The 15401-nt window shown below is 57.6% G+C and carries 10 protein-coding genes; 6 read left to right on the top strand and 4 right to left on the bottom strand.

Annotation, left to right across the window (positions count from 1 at the left end):
- The first annotated feature begins 12 nt into the window (after positions 1 to 12).
- From EDF81_RS10460 to EDF81_RS10450, 4 genes are all read left to right on the top strand, one after another.
- Positions 13 to 231, top strand: a complete 219-nt coding sequence (locus tag EDF81_RS10460) for an MbtH family NRPS accessory protein (protein ID WP_123348079.1) — start codon at positions 13 to 15, stop codon at positions 229 to 231.
- Positions 228 to 4109 carry an enterobactin non-ribosomal peptide synthetase EntF gene (gene entF / locus EDF81_RS10455; RefSeq protein WP_123348078.1) on the top strand — a complete coding sequence of 1294 codons (3882 nt, stop codon included), beginning with the start codon at positions 228 to 230 and terminating at the stop codon, positions 4107 to 4109. The genes EDF81_RS10460 and entF overlap by 4 nt, the downstream gene beginning before the upstream one ends.
- Positions 4110 to 4482: 373 nt before the next feature.
- A complete protein-coding gene (locus EDF81_RS23930; RefSeq protein ID WP_148049922.1) occupies positions 4483 to 5025 on the top strand; it encodes a hypothetical protein in 543 nt (180 codons plus the stop codon).
- Positions 5026 to 5035: 10 nt separating this feature from the next.
- Positions 5036 to 8854, top strand: a complete 3819-nt coding sequence (locus tag EDF81_RS10450; RefSeq protein WP_184999521.1) for a calcium-binding protein — start codon at positions 5036 to 5038, stop codon at positions 8852 to 8854.
- A gap of 47 nt (positions 8855 to 8901) precedes the next feature.
- Here the strand turns inward: EDF81_RS10450 and fepC are convergent, their stop codons facing one another.
- The 3 genes from fepC to fepD are packed head-to-tail and all read right to left on the bottom strand — an operon-like array spanning position 8902 to position 11692.
- Positions 8902 to 9699, bottom strand: a complete 798-nt coding sequence (gene fepC / locus EDF81_RS10445) for an iron-enterobactin ABC transporter ATP-binding protein (RefSeq protein WP_123348076.1) — start codon at positions 9697 to 9699, stop codon at positions 8902 to 8904.
- Positions 9696 to 10685: an iron-enterobactin ABC transporter permease gene (gene fepG / locus EDF81_RS10440; protein WP_123349028.1), complete on the bottom strand. Its 990-nt coding sequence runs from the start codon at positions 10683 to 10685 to the stop codon at positions 9696 to 9698. The genes fepC and fepG overlap by 4 nt, the downstream gene beginning before the upstream one ends.
- Positions 10685 to 11692 (bottom strand): Fe(3+)-siderophore ABC transporter permease, encoded by a 1008-nt coding sequence (gene fepD / locus EDF81_RS10435; RefSeq protein WP_123348075.1) that lies wholly within the window; start codon positions 11690 to 11692, stop codon positions 10685 to 10687. Before fepD ends, fepG begins: the two co-directional genes overlap by 1 nt.
- 138 nt (positions 11693 to 11830) lie before the next feature.
- Here fepD and entS point away from each other — a divergent pair, with 138 nt between their 5' ends.
- Complete coding sequence (gene entS, locus EDF81_RS10430; protein WP_123348074.1) at positions 11831 to 13081, top strand: enterobactin transporter EntS; 1251 nt, start codon at positions 11831 to 11833, stop codon at positions 13079 to 13081.
- On the opposite strand, the gene fepB is transcribed toward entS, so the two are convergent.
- Positions 13082 to 14041: a Fe2+-enterobactin ABC transporter substrate-binding protein gene (fepB, locus tag EDF81_RS10425; protein ID WP_123348073.1), complete on the bottom strand. Its 960-nt coding sequence runs from the start codon at positions 14039 to 14041 to the stop codon at positions 13082 to 13084.
- A gap of 179 nt (positions 14042 to 14220) precedes the next feature.
- On the opposite strand from fepB, the gene entC reads away from it, so the two are divergent.
- Positions 14221 to 15393, top strand: coding sequence for an isochorismate synthase EntC (entC, locus tag EDF81_RS10420; RefSeq protein WP_123348072.1), 1173 nt, complete (start codon positions 14221 to 14223; stop codon positions 15391 to 15393).
- The last annotated feature ends 8 nt before the right edge of the window (positions 15394 to 15401 follow it).

The raw sequence follows: 15401 nt of genomic DNA, 5'->3' as shown, positions 1-15401 counted from the left end.
CAGGAGTGTGGTATGCAATTCAGTAATCCCTTCGACGATCTGCAGGGACAATTTTACCTGCTGCAAAACGGGCAGCAGCAGTTCAGCCTGTGGCCGCAGCAGTGTGCGCTGCCGGAAGGCTGGCAGATAGTGTGTGAGCCGCAGTCGGCTGATGCCTGTCAGCAGTGGCTGGATACGCACTGGCAAACTCTGCTTCCTTCCCACTATGCACAGCAGGAGGCGGTCCAGTGAGTATGCGGATGCCTTTAGTGGCCGCCCAGCCCGGGATCTGGATGGCGGAAAAACTCTCTTCTCTGCCCAATGCCTGGAGCGTGGCCCACTACGTTGAACTGACCGGCGAGCTGGACGCAGCGCTGCTGGCGAAGGCGATCGTCGCCGGAATGGCGCAGGCCGATACCCTGCGGATGCGTTTTGCTGAAGATGACGGGGAAGTGTGGCAGTGGGTGGATGAGACGCTGACCTTCGCCGCACCACAGCTTACGGATCTGCGTAGCCATCGCGATACTCACGCGGCGGCGCTGGCCCTGATGCAGGCCGATCTGAACCAGGATCTGCGTGTGGACAGCGGTAAGCCGCTGGTCTTCCATCAGCTGTTGCAGGTGGCGGATAACCGCTGGTACTGGTATCAGCGTTATCATCATTTAGTCGTGGATGGTTTCAGTTTCCCGGCTATTACCCGCCAGATCGCTGCAATTTATCAGGCATGGCGTCGTCAGGAATCAACGCCCGCCTCGCCCTTTACCCCCTTTGCCGAGGTGGTGGAAGAGTATCAGCGCTATCGCAACGGTGAGGCTTACGTCCGCGACGGGGCGTTCTGGGCAGAGCAGCGCCGTCAGTTGCCGCCTCCGGCTTCGCTCTCCACCAGTCCGCTGCCGGGACGCGCGGCGACGACCGATATTCTGCGCCTTAAACTGAGCGCTGACCGGCAGGCTTTCAGCCAGCTGGCCGCCGCTGCACCCGGCAGTCAGCCTGCCGATTTGGCCCTGGCGCTGGTTTCCCTCTGGCTGGGTCGACTGTGCGGGCGTAACGATTACGCCGCCGGATTTATCTTTATGCGTCGAATGGGCTCGGCGGCGCTGTGCGCCACCGGACCGGTACTGAACGTTCTGCCTCTGGCGGTGCATATTGATCCTGCCGCGACCCTGTCACAGCTGGCCGCCAGCCTGGCCGGACAGCTGAAAAAAATGCGTCGTCATCAACGCTATGATGCCGAGCAGATTGTCCGCGACAGCGGCAGACCGGCCGGAGACGAACCGCTGTTCGGGCCGGTGCTCAATATCAAAGTATTTGATTATCAGCTCAGTCTTGATGGCGTCAGCGCCGTCACCCACACCCTGGCGACCGGACCGGTTAACGATCTGGAGATGGCGCTGTTCCCGGATGAGCAGGGCGGGTTGACGATCGAGCTGCTGGCCAACAAGGCCCGCTATGATGAAGCGACGCTGGCAGGTCATGCCGGGCGCCTTATTCAGCTGGTTCAGCAGTTTGCCGCCGATCCTCAGCTGCGCTGTGGCGATGCAGATCTGCTTACCGCAGAGGAACATCATCATCTGACGCGGATTAACGATACTGCCGTGATGCTGCCGACGGAGACGCTGAGTAGCCTGGTGGCGAAGCAGACGCAAAAAACGCCGGATGCAACGGCTCTTGCGGATGCCCGTTTTTCCTTTAGCTATCGGGAGATGCGCCAGCAGGTGCAGGCCCTGGCTCAGCGGCTGCGTGCGCGGGGCGTGCGTCCCGGCGACAGCGTGGCGGTGGCGCTGCCGCGCTCGGTTTTTTTAACCCTCGCCCTGCACGGCATTGTTGAAGCCGGTGCCGCCTGGCTGCCGCTCGATACCGGCTATCCGGACGACCGCCTGCGTATGATGCTGGAGGACGCGAAGCCTTCTCTGCTGATCACCTCTGAAGATCAGCTGAGTCGCTTTAGCGATATTCCGGATCTCGACAGCCTCTGCTACAGCACACCGCTGCCGACTGAAGAGACGGCATCTCTCGCGCTCTCCCGCCCTGAGCATACCGCTTATATTATTTTCACTTCCGGCTCGACCGGTAGGCCAAAAGGGGTGATGGTCGGACAGACCGCCATCGTTAACCGCCTCCTGTGGATGCAAAATCATTATCCTCTGACGGCAGCGGACGTGGTGGCGCAGAAGACGCCATGCAGCTTTGACGTCTCCGTCTGGGAATTCTTCTGGCCGTTTATCGCCGGGGCTAAGCTGGTCATGGCCGAGCCGGAGGCGCATCGCGACCCGCTGGCGATGCAGGAATTCTTTGCCCGCTATGGCGTAACTACGACCCACTTTGTGCCCTCGATGCTGGCGGCCTTTGTCGCCTCGCTGACGCCGGAAAGCGCCGAAAGCTGCCGAACGCTGCAACGCGTATTCTGCAGCGGTGAAGCGCTACCGACGGATCTGTGTCGGGAGTGGGAGCAGTTAACCGGTGCGCCGTTGCATAACCTGTACGGGCCAACCGAAGCGGCGGTGGATGTCAGCTGGTATCCGGCCTTTGGCGAGACGCTTGCGGCAGTGACCGGCAATAGTGTGCCGATTGGCTTCCCGGTGTGGAATACCGGTCTGCGGATCCTCGATGCCCTGATGCATCCGGTGCCGCCGGGCGTGGCAGGCGATCTCTATCTGACCGGCATCCAGCTGGCCCAGGGCTACCTTGGCCGACCGGATCTGACCGCCAGCCGCTTTATTGCCGATCCTTTTGCGCCCGGCGAGCGGATGTACCGCACCGGGGACGTCGCCCGCTGGCTGGAGAACGGCGCGGTGGAATATCTGGGCCGCAGTGACGATCAGCTAAAAATTCGCGGTCAACGTATCGAACTGGGGGAAATTGACAGGGCAATGCAGGCGCTGCCGGGCGTGGTCCAGGCGGTGACTCACGCCTGCGTGTTTAATCAGGCGGCGGCTACCGGCGGCGATGCGCGTCAGCTGGTGGGCTATATCGTTGCTGATTCCGGGCTGCCGATAGCGATGGAACCTCTGCTGGAACAGTTGCGTCAGCAGCTGCCGCCGCATATGGTGCCGGTGGTGCTGCTTCAGCTCAGTGAATTGCCTCTGAGCGCTAACGGCAAGCTGGATCGCAAATCGCTCCCGCTGCCGCAGCTCACCTCTGCGACCTCGGGTCGCGCGCCGCTGCCGGGCACGGAAACCCAGGTTGCCGACGCCTTCAGCCAGCTTCTGGGCTGCGAGGTACAGGATATTGAAGCTGACTTCTTTGCGCTGGGCGGTCACTCTCTGCTGGCGATGCGTCTTGCCGCGATGCTGAGCCGCCAGTTTGCGCGACAGGTCACGCCGGGACAGGTCATGGTTGCCTCCACGGTGGCGAAGCTTTCGGCGCTGCTGGAGTCCGATCTTAGCGATGAGCAGACACAGCGTCTGGGCTATGAAACCCTGCTGCCGCTGCGCGAAAGCAGCGGGCCAACGCTGTTTTGCTTCCACCCGGCCTCCGGTTTTGCCTGGCAGTTTAGCGTCCTGGCGCGCTATCTCAGCCCGCGCTGGTCCATTACCGGGATTCAGTCTCCGCGACCCAACGGGCCGATGGCGACCGCCGCCACGCTGGATGCGGTCTGCGAGCAGCATCTGGCGACCCTGCTGGCGATCCAGCCTCACGGGCCTTATTACCTGTTTGGTTACTCTCTCGGTGGGACGCTTGCGCAGGGTATTGCTGCCCGGCTGCGGGCGCGTGGGGAAGAGGTCGCATTCTTAGGCCTGCTGGATACCTGGCCGCCGGAAACGCAAAACTGGGCGGAAAAAGAGGCTAACGGACTGGATCCTGCCGTACTGGAGGAGATTGCCCGCGAGCGCGAGGCGTTTATTGCCGCGCAACAGGGGCAGGGCAGCAGCGAACTGTTTAACGCTATTGAAGGGAACTATGCCGATGCGGTCCGTCTGCTGACCACCGCCCACAGCCAGCCTTTCGATGGCAAAGCCACGCTCTTTGTCGCCGAGCGCACGCTACCCGCCGGGATGGATCCGCATCGCGCCTGGGGCCCGTGGGTCGGTGAGCTGGAGGTGTATACACAGGACTGTGCCCACGTGGATATTATCTCACCGCAGGCGTTTGAAACGATTGGGCCGCAGCTGCGGGAGTTATTAGATTAACGCCCTCCTTTAATACTGCCTTTTATATCCTCATCCCCGGCTATATGCCGGGGATTTTTCATCAGCGATGCTGATGCAATAGATAATATTTATCCTAAAAAAGTGTAAATGACTTATTTTCAGATATGTTTTGACATATCTGAAATGAGAGGCGTTATCTTTAAAGAAGATTACTGTTTTTTCTTTTGTATGTTTATATGTGTTATTGACATGTCTTAAGGCGATGACATTATCAGGAAGCGGAACTGCCTGAAATGTAATTGACATTATCAATGTAATTCCGGTAAGCATATTTTAAATGAATCATTGCGACGCAGAGCGCTATTAGATCGCTTAATGGACAGATAAGGAATTATCAAAGGATGGGCTGAGCATGAGGAGAGTTATCAAGTTAAGGAAGAGAATTAAAAGTACAGCGCTTGTGGTTCTGGGCCTGGCCGTTGTTTTCGTGGCCTGGTTTACCTGCGTCCAGGTTAGCGTGTATGGACATAATTACCATGCTGTTATAGAGAATCTAGATATTGTTATAAAAAAACCACAGTGCCTTGATTCTTTTTCCCGAGCGGAGTCATTAAAAAGAAAGTTTTCTTATAAATTATATTTGTGGTTGAAGTTGGATGAAAATAAAAGATTAAATCCTACATTAAGACTTGAGAAAGTACCTGAGGAATTGATAGCTGATTATTTTTATATTGCTGAGGATGCAACGACTGCGCAGAAAAGGCTCGAGTGTGAATTTTCAAATATCAGGATGGAGTTACATCCTGATGTCGGGGAAGGATTTATATATTTTGTGTACGTTTACTACAATGACATCATTAGCATAGTAGATGTTTTTCATGCTGGAATATATGCGCATATTAATGATGGCAAGGTCACAGAGGTGTCCGGGGATCTACACTGGGGTATTAGATAAAGGGAGTTTGATGATGAGTGCAAACATTGAAAAAATAGAGGTTGGCTACATATTTCTGAGGTATGGGTTTTATCATAAATACATTGTATATACGAATGTTAACGGAGAGAGATATAGCGTAAGAGGTGGGCCAGAAAGCCAGCTAGGTGATTATGGTAAACTTATTACAGAACATTCTGAATATAAAGATGGCTACAAAGATTATGATAAAGATAAACTGCATCATTTTGAGACAATCATAGAGAGTGACGATCTTTCTGAATTCTGGAACAAGATAAAAGAAAAGATGGCCTCGCTAAATGGTCAAGAGGAATATAATCGCTTAACCCACAACTCTAATACCGCTGTGGATTTGTCCTTGTGTTATGCGGGGCTTAATTTACCTCAAAATGACGGGGTCTGGGGGTATTGGGCACCAGCATCCTTAGATGATACTGATTACAATCCTTTACCGTTAAATCTGCCCCCGGATCTCTGCGGTAACGGAGTTGCCGGTCCCAGTCTGTCACCCGCTAAAAACACCACCTCACCTGTGATTCTCGATCTTGACGGCGATGGTATCGAAACGCTCTCCGTCAAAGCGGGGATCTTTTTCGATCACGATAATAATCTTTTTGCGGAAAACACCGGCTGGGTCAGCGCGGATGATGGCCTGCTGGTGCTGGATCGTAATGGCAACGGTGTGATTGATAACGGCAGTGAACTTTTCGGCAATAACACCGAGCTTGAAAATGGGCTGCTGGCAAAAAATGGTTACGAGGCGCTCAGAGAGCTGGACAAGAGCAATGATGGCCAGCTGGATAGCAGCGATGCTATCTGGGAGCAGCTTCAGGTCTGGCAGGACGCGAACAGCAACGGTCGGGTGGATGAGGGGGAATTGCGCTCGCTGGAACAGGCCGGCGTGGCCTCTATTGCTACCGGGTATAAAAACACGGACTTTATTGATAGCCAGGACAATGCGCATAAACAGACGGGAAGTGTCACCTGGGCCGATGACTCTGTCGGAAAAAGCGCCGATGTCTGGTTCAATACAAACACCGGGTATACGCGCTATGACGGAGTGGTCAATATCAGTGCAGAGGTCCGCGCGCTTCCCTATATTCGTGGTTTTGGCAATATGACGGACCTGCACGTTGCGATGAGCCAGAATACCGCGCTGCGGGGGATGGTCGAAAAGTATATATCGACTTCGCAAGAGGAAGATGCGGAGGCTTTATTACAGGATATTATCTTTGAGTGGGCTGGCGTGACGAATGTCGTTGCTGGTAGCAGGGGCAACAATATTGATGCCCGCTATCTGGCGGTACTCGAATCAGCCACCGGAGAACCCTATAAAAATGTGACAAATGGTACGGTCAATCCTCTACAAAATGCGGCGGGCGTGCTTAAGAATGAATACGTGCGTTTTGCAAAATATATTGAGGCCAGCTTACTGTCACAGACGTTGTATCGGGAGGAGTTTTCCAGTATCAGCCTCGAAATAAAATCCGATACAAGCGGAATAACATACAATTTCGCTGTCTTCGAAGCCCGCCTTGAGACGTTAAAAGAAACCAATATTGAACGCTACTTACAGGTAAGGAAGGTTTTTTATGCGCAGCTGGAATATATGCCCTCCCTTGCTGAAGAGCGTAAACGGTTCGGGATTGCTGGTGCCGTTCTTTTTGGCAATGATGAGAATAATGTGCTTAACGGTAAGGCGACGGATGATTATCTGTTGGGTGGTGCGGGAAATGACACGCTTAACGGCGGAGCCGGAAATGACACCTATATATTCAGCCGGGGAGACGGGCAGGACACCCTCAGCGGTGACTATGGCAGCAATGCTGAGGTAAACGTCCTGAATTTTGGCACCGGTATCACGGTGGATGATGTGACGGTCAGACGGAGCGGGGACAGCGGGCTGCTGCTGAGGCTGGTGAACAGCACCGATTATATTCTGGTAAAAAACTTTTTCTCCTCCGATACGCCGAATGGAAATTACAACCCGCTCCAGCAGGTGCAGTTTGCCGACGGCACGCTCTGGACGGTGGCGGATCTGGTGGCAAGGGCACTGCAGACGACGGAGAATGCGGACAGTATCAGGGGCACGTCCGGGGCGGATGTACTGCACGGCCTGGGCGGTGATGATGTCCTGTACGGGATGGCAGGTAACGACGTTCTGATGGGAGGCACCGGGAACGATGTCCTGAATGGCGGGGCCGGAAACGACATTTATGTGTTCAGCCGGGGTGAAGGGCAGGACACTCTGAGCGGTAGCTATGGCAGCAGTACTGAGGTAAACATCCTGAAGTTTGAGGCTGGTATCACGGTGGATGATGTGACAGTCAGACGCAGCGGTAGCAGCGATCTGCTGCTGAGGCTGGTGAACAGCACTGACTCTATTCTGGTGAAGGAATTTTTCTACTTCGACACGCCGAACGGTTATTACAATCCACTCCAGCAGGTACAGTTTGCCGACGGCACGCACTGGACGGTGGCCGATCTGGTAGGAAGGGCACTGCAGACGACGGAGAGTGCGGACAGTATCAGGGGCACGTCCGGGGTGGATGTTCTGTACGGTCTGGGCGGTGATGATGTCCTGTACGGGATGGCAGGTAACGACGTTCTGGCAGGAGGCACCGGGAACGATGTCCTGAATGGCGGGGCCGGAAACGACATTTATGTGTTCAGCCGGGGAGACGGGCAGGACACCCTCAGCGGTGACTATGGCAGCAATGCTGAGGTAAACATCCTGAAGTTTGAGGCTGGTATCACGGTGAATGATGTGACGGTCAGACGCAGCGGGGACAGCGGGTTGCTGCTGAAGCTGGTGAACAGCACCGATTATATTCTGGTAAAAAACTTTTTCTACTCCGATACGCCGAACGGTTATTACAACCCGCTCCAGCAGGTGCAATTTGCCGACGGCACGGTCTGGACGGTGGCCGATCTGGTAGGAAGGGCACTGCAGACGACGGAGAGTGCGGACAGTATCAGGGGCACGTCCGGGGTGGATGTACTGTACGGCCTTGGCGGTGATGATGTCCTGTACGGGATGGCAGGTAACGATGTTCTGGCGGGAGGCACCGGGAACGATGTCCTGAACGGCGGAGCTGGAAACGACACTTATTTGTTCAGCCGTGGAGACGGTCAGGATATCCTGCGGGGGTCCTGGCACAACATTGCGGAGACGAACACCCTGGTGTTTGACGCCGGTATCACGGTGGATGATGTGACGGTCAGACGCAGCGGTAGCAGCGGGCTGCTGCTGAGGCTGGTGAACAGCACTGACTCTATTCTGGTCGAGGACTTCTTCTCATCCGACAAACCGGACGGCTATTACAACCCACTCCAGCAGGTGCAGTTTGCCGATGGTACGGTCTGGACGGTGGCGGATCTGGTCTCGCAGACGCAGACACCGCCGGTGACAAAAAGTGCAGCTATCCTTGCAGGCCTGAATACTCTGCGTTTTACCGATGACATTCAGAGTGAAGACGTCGCGCTCAGCCGTGACGACGATAGTCTGATTTTGTCCTTTCACAACGGTAGCGACCCAATCACTGTCGAACACTATTTTACAGAGAACAACACTTATCTCGTTGATGAAATTCAGTTCAGCGATGTCAGCTGGCTTTCACAGGATGTCAGCAATTACCTCGACTATGATATTCCCCTTCCGCAGCCGGATACGGGTTATGCGACGCCGTCTATCGAGTTGTTAAAGCAGTCGGTAGTTCAGTTTTTGGCGAGCGGAGAGGATGCCGATGAGGCTGGCGGAGAAGCCATAACGCAGCTGACGCTGCCAAAAAGTGATGCCCAGAGCTGGTCTTCCGCTGCGGGCTATTAATCTGGACTGAGATAAAGGAGGCGGGTCAAGGCATTACCTCTTTGTCTTTATCCCCGTCGTCCCAGCGGCACCACCAGCGGCGTCTGCGCCACAGGATCGTCGATTATGGTGCAGCGTAAACCGTATATGGCTTCAATCAGCTCCGCCGTCACAATCTCTTTTGGTGCGCCCTGTGCCACGATCTTGCCGTCACGCAGCGCGATAAGATGGGTGGCGTAGCGGCAGGCCTGGTTGAGGTCGTGCAGGACGGCGGCAAGCGTATAGCCCTTCTCCCGGTTTAGCTCGCTCAGCAGCTCCAGCAGATCGATCTGATGGCCGATATCGAGCCAGGTGGTCGGCTCGTCAAGCAGCATAATCGACGTTTCCTGGGCCAGGACCATGGCGATCCACACTCGCTGTCGCTGACCGCCGGAGAGCGTATCCACGCTGCGATTCGCCAGATCGGTGATGCCGGTGGCGGTCATCGCACGTTTGACGGCCTGCTCATCCTCTTCACGCCAGCGCGCAAACAGCGGCTGATGCGGATAGCGTCCGCGTGACACCAGCTCCTGAACCGTAATATCGCCGGGCGTGGTAGCGTTCTGCGCCAGCAGGCCAATCCGCCGCGCAACCTCTTTGCTGGCGTAGTTCTGGATCAGCTCGCCATCGAGCCAGACGCTGCCTTCCAGCGGCGTCATCAGGCGGCTCAGCGTGCGCAGCAGGGTCGACTTGCCGCAGCCGTTAGGGCCGATAATTGCCGTAAAATGTCCATCGGGGATGGTGACGGAGAGCGACTCGGCAATGGTTTTTTTGCCATACCCGAGCGTTAAGCTATCGCCATGCAGGCGGGCTACAGTCGCGGTCATTTTTTACGGGACTCCTGAATTAACAGCACAATAAGGTAGATACCGCCCAGGCTGACGGTGACAACGCCAACCGGAAGTTGATACGGCATAAAGGCCTGCTGCGCGGCAATATCGGCCAGCAGCAACAGGACTGCGCCACACAGCGCTGACTGGGTCAGTCCCCAGCGCACCGTGCCGCTGAGGCGGCGGGCGATATGCGGGGCAACCAACGCAATAAACGAAATAGGCCCGGCCAGCGCGGTGGAGGCGGCGGTGAGTACGACGGCGACCAGCATCAGCAGCAGTCGGGATCGCTCGACGCTCACGCCGAGGGCGCAGGCGCTGTCGTCACCCATCTCCAGCAGCCGCAGGCGGCGGACCAGCAGCCCGGAAAACACCAGCATCAGCAGGAGCAGCGGCGCGGAAGGCCAGGTTTTAGCCCAGGTCAGGCCGTTTAGCGATCCCGCATTCCACAGCCCGGCGGTGACCGCCGTTTCCAGCGAGGCGTGCAGCAGCAGCCAGGTATTAAACGCCACCAGCATGGCACGAATACCAATCCCGATAATAATCAGGCGGAAGGTTTCGATGCCGTTGCGCCAGGCCAGCAGCCAGACCAGCAGAGAGGTGAGAATGCCGCCCGCCATCGCCGCAAAGGCAATCGCGGTAAGGTGCTGACCAAACAGCACCATCGCCACCAGCACGCCGCTCCATGCGCCGGTATTGAAGCCCATCACATCCGGGCTGCCCAGCGGGTTACGCATCAGGGACTGAAAAATAGCGCCGCTGACGCCGAGCGCGGCGCCGATCAGCAGGGCCATCAGCGCACGAGGCAGACGCCACTCCGTGACAACAAGGGTGATATTACGCGGCGCATCGCCGGTCAGGGCTGCCAGCACCTGGCCGAACTCCAGATTGACCGCGCCGCGCTGCAGGCTCCACAGCATAAGCACCAGGGCGGTAACGGTTAGCAGCAGGCAACTGGTCAGCAAGCGTCGTGAGACGGGCATCATGCGCCACCTCCATTACGCTGGCGACGTACCAGCCAGATCAGCACCGGTGCGCCGAGGAAGGCGCTGACCACGGAAACCCGCAGCTCGCCAGGCACCAGCAGGCGGCCAAGAATATCGGCAAACAGCAGCAGAGCCGGGGTGGCAAGTAACGTGACCGGCAGAGACCACCGGTGATCGGCCCCGACCATCCAGCGCGCCATATGCGGCATCATCAGACCGATAAAGGCAATCGGCCCGACAACTGCGGTGGCGGAACCACACAGGACCGTTATCACCAGCAGGCCGATGAGCTGCGTGCGTGCGACTTTACTCCCCAATGCCGTTGCCGTATCGCTGCCGAGACTCAGGCTGTTTAACGAACGGCTGAGCATCAGCGCCACGCTGCCCGCGACGAGAATCGGCACGACCACCACTTTCAGCGTTTCCAGGGTACGGATATCCAGCGAGCCGGCCTGCCAGAAGCGCAGCTGGTCGTAGACAACGGGATTAAGCAGGGCGATACCGCTGGAGAGACCTTCCAGCACGGCACCGAGGGCAACGCCCGCGAGGGTAAGGCGAACCGGGCTAAGTTGGCCGCCGCCCTGACTGCCCGTCAGGGCCACCAGCAGCGACGCGGCCAGCGCGCCGCAGAAAGCGAGAAGAAGCTGTTCGTGGGGAGAGGAGATCCCAAGCCAGGCCGCACCAAGGACGATAGCAAAGCTGGCCCCGGCATTGACGCCGAGAACGCCCGGATCGGCCAGCGGATTACGGGTCAGGCTTTGCATCAGCGCACCGGCCAGGCCGAGGGCGGCGCCGGCCAGCAAACCGGCCAGCGTGCGTGGCAGACGCGCATCGAGCACGATGGTGCAGTCCGCGCTCTGGCAGGTACCGATAAACGCATCTGCCACCACGGTAAACGGCAGTGATTTTGCGCCAATCAGCAGGCTCAGAACGACAGCAATGAGTAACAGCAGAATTAAGCCGGGCAGGGCAAGTGCGCGAGCCGCGGAGGGGGTCAATGACATAACAACTTCCCTGACGTACACGGCGTCATTTGCGGGTGTGTACGCTAATGATTCTAATTATCGTTATCGATTCAGTGCGTTTATGGTAGCATGTGCGCCCTCTGACCTGGTAATAAAAGTTCGTATTAAGGCGTTGTAATGAACCGACAATCCTGGCTGCTCAACCTCAGCCTCTTACAAACGCATCCGGCATTTCGCGCCGTGTTCCTTGCCCGTTTTATTTCCATCGTGTCTCTGGGGTTACTGGGCGTTGCCGTGCCCGTACAGATCCAGGCGATGACTCAGTCGACCTGGCAGGTAGGCCTCGCGGTGACCCTGACCGGTGGTACCATGTTTATCGGCCTGATGGCCGGTGGCGTGCTTGCTGACCGCCTTGAACGTAAAAAACTGATCCTGATCTCCCGTGCGACCTGTGGTATCGGCTTTATTGGCCTGTGGCTTAACGCCCAGCTGCCGGAGCCTTCCCTGCTGGCAATCTATCTGCTGGGGATATGGGATGGCTTCTTCGCCTCTCTCGGCGTCACCGCGCTGCTGGCGGCAACCCCGGCGATTGTTGGTCGTGAGAATCTGATGCAGGCGGGGGCGATCACCATGCTGACGGTGCGCCTCGGCTCGGTGATTTCACCTATGCTCGGTGGCCTGCTGCTGGCCAGCGGCGACGTCTCCCTGAACTATGGTCTGGCGGCTATCGGGACTTTTATCACCCTGCTGCCGCTGCTGTCGCTGCCGCTATTACCGCCACCGCCGCAGCAGCGCGAGCATCCGCTGACCTCGCTGTTGACGGCATTTCGTTTTCTGCTGCAAAACCCGCTGGTGGGCGGTATCGCTCTGCTCGGCGGTCTGCTGACGATGGCCAGCGCGGTCCGTGTGCTCTATCCGGCTCTGGCGCAGAACTGGCAGATGTCCGCCGCGCAGATTGGTTTTCTGTACGCGGCTATTCCGCTCGGTGCGGCACTGGGTGCCCTGACCAGCGGTAATCTTGCTCATCACGCGCGTCCCGGCTTAGTAATGCTGCTGGCGACGGTGGGATCGTTCCTGACCATCGCGCTGTTTGGCCTGATGCCCGTCTGGGCGCTGGGCGTCTTTTGCCTGGCGCTGTTTGGCTGGCTGAGCGCGGTTAGCTCTCTGCTGCAATACACCCTGCTGCAGACCCAGACCCCGGAAGCGATGCTCGGGCGTATTAACGGGCTCTGGACGGCGCAGAACGTGACCGGCGACGCCATTGGTGCGGCGGTGCTGGGTGGTCTCGGAGCGGTAATGACGCCGGTGGCGTCGGCAAGCGTGGGTGGCATGAGTCTGATGCTGGTGGGACTGATACTGCTGGTGGTGCTCGGGGAACTTAGACGTTTTCGCCAGACGCCTCCGGTGGTGGAGGCGTCCGCACGCTAATTAGCCAAACAGCGTTGCCAGCCGCTGTAGCAGCAGGGTGGCGCTGTAGTAGTCAAGACGGAAGGTTTCGGTGCCGAGCGCATAGACCCGCTTTTCCGCGACCGGTGGGAGATGAGCCAGTAGCGGATTGGCGTAAACCGCGCTGGCGTCTTTTTCGTCACCGGCAAACAGCAGCAGGGTCTGGCCGTTCAGCCCGGCCGCCAGGTTTTCGCCACCAAGCTGGATAATGTCATGACGCTTGCCCTGGCTTTTACTGGTGGTGAGTCCGGCGGGCAGGGTGGCGATGGTGAAACCGAGCTGCTCCAGCAGTTTGCCCTGGGCCGATTCAGCGGTCCACAGGTTAGCCCCGTGGGCGGCAGCGACGTAGACCAGCGCGCTAACCGGCTGCGGCGGCAGCGTCATTCGCTGTTTAACCTCGGCCAGCTGTTTATCAAAGCTGGCGATCCGCGCGGTGGCCTGCTTTTCCTGGCCGGTGATAGTGCCGAGCTGAGTCAGCAGCTCCTGCCAGCTTTTATCGTCATAGTTGACGATCAGTGTCGGGGCGATGGTGGAGAGCTGATCGTATAATGCCAGCGCGGAGTCACCGCCGGTGGCGCTGATCAGGATCAGGTCCGGCATTTGCGCCGCGACGGCTTCGGCGCTCGGCTCGCCGATATAGAGCCGGGCCAGCTGACGTGATTTGGCGATATCGCCCCACTGACGCAGAAAGCCTTGATCGTCGGCAAAGCGGTTACCCGGCGTGGTGGCGCCGCTGGCGACGACCGGCGCATCAATCGCCAGCAGCGAGCCGGTCAGCGTCACGCTGGTGGACACAATCCGCATCGGTTTTTGCTCGAGGGTATGCGTACCCCGGCTATCGGTGACCTGGCGCGGCCAGTCGGCGGCCTGCGCTGAGTTTAATCCTGAAATGAGAAACGCCGATATCAGCACAACCTGATGGCAAAAAGAACGAAATGTCACGGGGCGGCATCCTGTTTTTGTTGAGGTTAATGCGTCTCATTTTCAGTGTTGTATCCTGTGGATGCAAGCAATACCGCTATAACCGCACTGCGCGCTGTTGACACGGCCAGTGTTTACTTTTAGGTTAGCGGCTAAATAGAAATGATAATTATTCTTAAATATCGTTTTCGGAGGATAGTATGGAGACCTCAGTGGCAGAGGAAATACAGCAGACATCGGCACTTCTGCCGTCAGACAGCTTCTTCTTTATGTCGCCGTACCGCAGTTTTACGACTTCGGGCTGTTTCGCGCGTTTTTCTGAACCTGCCGCAGGCGGGGACGACCGCAACAGTCTGTTCCAGAAAAAACTGACCCAGGCGTTTAGCGACGCCAAAAGCGCGGGTATTAAAAATCCGGTAATGGTAGGCGCGATCCCGTTCGATACCACGCAGCCTTCCGCGCTGTTTATCCCGGAAAGCTGTGAGGCCTTCTCGCGTCCGGACAAACAGCGCTCGTCGCGCTATGTTGCCGGAACGCAGCTGAACGTCACTGCGCGAACCGCTATTCCGGAGCAGGCGCAGTTTATGGCGATGGTGGAAGAGGCCGCACGGCTCACCGCTACCCCGCAGGTGAATAAAGTGGTGCTGTCGCGCCTGAACGACATTACCACCGCCGAGAAAATTAACAGCGGTGCGCTGCTGGAACGACTGATCGCCCAGAACCCGGCCAGCTTTAATTTCCACGTCCCGCTCCCTGACGGCAGCGTGCTGCTGGGCGCCAGCCCTGAACTGCTGCTGCGTAAAGAGGGAGACGTCTTCAGCTCTCTGCCGCTGGCGGGTTCGGCCCGTCGTCAGCCGGACGATATGCTGGATCGCGAAGCCGGTAACAAGCTGCTGGCTTCGGAAAAGGATCGTCACGAGCATGATCTGGTAACCCAGGCCATGCGCACACAGCTTTCGGCCCGCAGCGCTCAGCTGACCCTGCCGGATTCTCCGCAGCTCATCACGACTCCGACGCTCTGGCATCTGGCGACGCCCATTGAAGGCCAGGCCCTCGACGGCGAAAACGCCCTGACTCTGGCCTGCCTGCTGCATCCGACGCCGGCCCTCAGCGGCTTCCCGCACGAGGCGGCAAAATCCCTGATTACTCAGCTTGAGCCGTTCGATCGCGAACTCTTTGGCGGGATTGTCGGCTGGTGCGATGCCGAAGGTAACGGTGAGTGGGTAGTGACCATTCGCTGTGCGCGGCTGTATGAAAAGCGGGTGCGTCTGTTTGCCGGAGCCGGGATTGTCCCTGCCTCTTCACCGGCCGCCGAATGGCGTGAAACCGGCGTCAAACTCTCGACCATGCTTAATGTTTTTGGATTGCAGTAAGGAGCAAT

It is taken from the genome of Enterobacter sp. BIGb0383, assembly GCF_003751845.1.
Lineage (GTDB): Bacteria > Pseudomonadota > Gammaproteobacteria > Enterobacterales > Enterobacteriaceae > BIGb0383.
Note: the sequence above shows the minus strand (reverse complement) of the source record. Positions and strands in the feature narration are given on the sequence as shown.

Bases quoted from the DNA above. Each gene is read 5' to 3' on its own strand.
- EDF81_RS10460 (WP_123348079.1), top strand. From the start codon at position 13: ATGCAATTCAGTAATCCCTTCGACGATCTGCAGGGACAATTTTACCTG.
- EDF81_RS23930 (WP_148049922.1), top strand. From the start codon at position 4,483: ATGAGGAGAGTTATCAAGTTAAGGAAGAGAATTAAAAGTACAGCGCTT.
- EDF81_RS10450 (WP_184999521.1), top strand. From the start codon at position 5,036: ATGATGAGTGCAAACATTGAAAAAATAGAGGTTGGCTACATATTTCTG.
- fepC (WP_123348076.1), bottom strand. From the start codon at position 9,699: ATGACCGCGACTGTAGCCCGCCTGCATGGCGATAGCTTAACGCTCGGG.
- fepG (WP_123349028.1), bottom strand. From the start codon at position 10,685: ATGCCCGTCTCACGACGCTTGCTGACCAGTTGCCTGCTGCTAACCGTT.
- fepD (WP_123348075.1), bottom strand. From the start codon at position 11,692: ATGTCATTGACCCCCTCCGCGGCTCGCGCACTTGCCCTGCCCGGCTTA.
- entS (WP_123348074.1), top strand. From the start codon at position 11,831: ATGAACCGACAATCCTGGCTGCTCAACCTCAGCCTCTTACAAACGCAT.
- entC (WP_123348072.1), top strand. From the start codon at position 14,221: ATGGAGACCTCAGTGGCAGAGGAAATACAGCAGACATCGGCACTTCTG.